This window comes from Candidatus Protochlamydia sp. R18 (assembly GCF_000648255.1).
GTDB classification, from domain to species: Bacteria; Chlamydiota; Chlamydiia; order Chlamydiales; family Parachlamydiaceae; genus Protochlamydia; species Protochlamydia amoebophila.
Genome location: NZ_BASL01000650.1, coordinates 1 through 3,821 on the forward strand (window position 1 = coordinate 1; position 3,821 = coordinate 3,821).

A 3,821-nucleotide genomic window follows, 5' to 3' on the forward strand; every position below is an offset into this window, starting at 1 on the left:
TTAATAAAATACTTTATTTGTGATTACAATAGGCAATTGAGAGCCTTACCTATTTAGCACTACCAAATATTAAATAATATAAATTGAATTGTTATTTCACTTAGGTTAATTAACTTAAGAAAACTAACAAAATAAAATTGATTATCAAAATCCTTTTCATTTTTTCTATTAGGAAAGAAACTTGCTCACTTATCTGGTATCGAGACTAATTTAAGATAAGCAATGCTTTCCGATAAAAAACCTTCCTTCTTTCATGGGCCTTTTGCGTGCCAGCTCATTTTTAATTCAAGGCAAAGCTATTTTTACAAACAAAAATTTGCCGCTTGCCGTGAAGTGACTTTAAATGAAGTCAATTTTAAATCACTTGAAAGTTTCCGTTACCTATCTTTTTTGCTAGAGAAATTTTCAACATTGATGAGATCACTAAATGGTTCAATTTTCAAAATACTTGGGAAACCAATTGGATGAGTTGTTGGTTGTTCAATAGGAAAGCCATATCTGTCTAACTTTTTTTAAATTAAAATAATTAGCATTGTAAATTTTAATTTAAATATTAGTAAATATTAATAATGTTAATCTTTGTTTAAAATACTTAATATTAATAATTAATATTATTTTATTTAATTTAAAGATAATAAATTAGTTAATAATTTATAATTAAAATTAAATTATAATTATTAAGGAGGTAGTTATGAGTAATCCTTCTGATTTTAATCCGTCTTCTTTGAACAACAGTTCGTCTTCAATTGAATATTCAACATCTCTTATTAATGGTCCACTTTCTTCCGATACAACTTCTTCAACAAGAGAAGTTCAAACGAATACAAAAGAAATACAAACTGTTACGGAAGGAGTTACCAGTGAGATTTTTAGCGAATTTACCCATTCTAAAGACGAAACACAAAAATCACCCTGTCTGACTGAACAATCTGTTAAATCATTTGTAAAAGGAAAATTTTTATGCGCTTATAATAAAAAGACCAATTTAAGAGCTTCTGACTTGAAAACTTCCAAATCATTTCAAGGAGAAATACAGGCCCGATTAAATGATCAAATTCACCAGACATTTTCTAAAAAAATCGTCAAATTATGGATAAAAACATGTCATGAGAACATCTCACAAGCTTCGGTTGAATTAATACATTTATGCCAAACTGAACCGATAACAATTAATTATAATGACACAATAAAACAACAAATTCAAAGATATCAAGATACACAAAAAGGAATAGAAGAAACTAAAATAAAATTGAATGTTCTAAATAGGCAATTAACTAACATTGATAAAAAAAGTTATAGTGACAATCTAAAAGAATTAGAAGCATTGGAAAAAATACAAAGAAATATAGCGAAAGTTAACGACTTTCTCTCAAGACTTGAACAGCTTGTCGAAAAATATCAAAAATGCAATTTGGAGACATTAGATCCATCAGAATTAAATACACTAAAAGAAGAATTATCTTCTCTTAAGGAATTTCATTTCAACCAGCTAAAGAAAGAAGTAAGTGATACAATAACCGAGATAAATAATTATCATCGATTACAAAACAATAAAAATAGATTTCAATTATCTGATAATCAGTTAAATATAAAAACTAAGCGGGTATTGGATAACCTTGAAAAAATTTTTGCGGGTGAAACACCAAAAGATGTCGCAAGGCAAATAGAGGAATGCAATCGGTGTATAATAGCTACTAAAAAAGATTTTTCTCCTTATACTGAAAAATTGCAGCAAATTAAGGAAGAAACTACTATAGATTGCCGCCCTACATATGAAAAACTTCTTCAAAAGATTCGGGATGAAAATTCTGTTGATCTTTACCCTGAGTTTATTGCTGAAATTAAGAAGGGTCTTGAATCTCAGGATCCAGTAATCCGGAAAGATGCCCAACAAACTTTACTTTCTTCCTTTGATATTTTTGAAAAAGAAACTCTTAAATTAACTCGAAATATTCAAAATGGATTGCCTAAAGATGAAAATGAAATTATTCCTGAAAAAGATTATGATGTCCTTCAGACACATATTAAGTATTTAAAAGAACTTTTGGAATTGACGCAATTAACTTCATCTGATGCAAAATTACCGCAGTTTGAAGACCATTTTAAAGGCTTATTTGCTTTGATTCCTAACAAAAACATAACAGTAAAAGAAGCTAATGCTAAACTAACTTTATTTAACCAAGCAGATGAAAGCCTTACACGCTTAGTTGAGCCCTACAGAGGAATAATAAAAAAAGCTTATTTTCAAAGTAAACAAGAACTTGAAAAACAAAAACCTATAATACAAAAAAATATTGAAATACTATTGCAGCAATTAAAAGAAATGAAATTGGATAAAATCCAAATTTTAAACGATTTTTTTAAAGAACTCGAGACAACTCAATCTATTAACTTTTCTGATTTGATAATTTCTGATGTCGAACAAATTCAAGGTTTTGTAGATATTTTTTTAGGCCATTATCTTAAACATTCAGAAGAACGCTTTCCTAAAGTTTTAGATAGTCATCGAGATTTTGCTCTTAGAGTTTCTAACATGTTCGAAATAGTAAAAGAGAATTTAACTGATCAGCAACTAGAAGAATTAAAATCAGTTCTAAAAGATTTTTTATCACAGCATGTTACAAACCAAAAAACAATGCTAGAAGAAGGCTCTGTTGAAACATTTACTGACCACAGGGAAAGAACTTTAGAAAAGACTTCAGAATCTGAAAAACCTTTATATAGAAAAGTTCAGGCTATGCATGAGACTGAAGACGAATTTTCAGTAGAGTGTCAAATGGTTGGTAAAAAAGTTGAATCACTTTTACCATGGCTTTTTGGAAAGGGTTGTTTTGCTTCACCTCAAGCTGCGCATTTAGCCCCATTTCCAGGAATAGTTTCTTGGGATCTTAATTATCTGACTTCTCTTTTTAATCATAAGTTTGGTCTAAAGTTACCAGCCCTAGAAAAGAATGATCAAGCTGAGCTATTTAATGAGGATGTTGCAGGCTTTGTAAAGACGATCCAAAGCGAAGGAAAAGTTGACAATGGAAGACTGGAAAAAGAACTTATTCAAAGATACGCCGATAGTAAAGAAGAGAAACAAGATACTCTTCATTTCATTTTCAATGCACTTGTTTTTTTAAGCCGTATTTCCTCCTTAGAAATGTCAGAAACAAGGCATTTGCCAGAGTTTTTTAACCAAGAAATGGATAAAGTTTCGGAGACTTTAATAAAGGGTGGAGAGCAGAAAGACAGAGGATATAAACTTTTATTAGGAGAAGCTTTTATCGATCTTCTCGCTTTTTCAAAAGAAAGCTTATTAGATCCTCAAACAGCTTTAAGCGAAAAACATATAGAATATTTACAAGCCACAGTTAATGCAGTTTCCGAACGTTTAGAGCAATTAGCTAGTAAAAAACAGAAAACTGGAAAATTAACACCCTTAGAATTTGTAGAATGTCATGCTCTACATAGTATCTATTTAGGAGTGAAAAATTTATGCGATCAAAAAAAATTGCCCACTGATATTCTACAAAATGAAGAACAAATTATTGAAAAAACTAAAGTTATTCTAAGTTATTAAATTCAATAGACGGGCTTGCAAGCTTAATTTTAAATTTATTTTATTAGTATTTCTTGGGTAGTGCGCTAAATAGGTAAGATTCTCAATTATCTATGTTAATCACAAATAAAGTATTTTATTAACCCAATGTAATTAGTTAGTTTTTTAGAAAATGAAAGTGTTTTCCTTACAAGTCTTGCACATCTTTGTCTGCGAGTACAATTAAATCTTTCAATATAGCTTGTCTGACCAGATTGCTTGCTAACTGGTTGATGTT

General features: G+C 29.6%; 2 protein-coding genes. One reads left to right on the top strand and one right to left on the bottom strand.

What is annotated here, in order from left to right; genetic code table 11:
- Window positions 1-691: 691 nt before the first annotated feature.
- Complete coding sequence (locus TY19_RS03855) at window positions 692-3,565, top strand: hypothetical protein (protein WP_042280384.1); 2,874 nt, start codon at window positions 692-694, stop codon at window positions 3,563-3,565.
- A gap of 95 nt (window positions 3,566-3,660) precedes the next feature.
- On the opposite strand, the gene TY19_RS12675 is transcribed toward TY19_RS03855, so the two are convergent.
- Window positions 3,661-3,821, bottom strand: a 161-nt coding sequence (locus TY19_RS12675; RefSeq protein ID WP_255346659.1) for an IS1 family transposase, incomplete at its 5' end; no start/stop codon positions are given.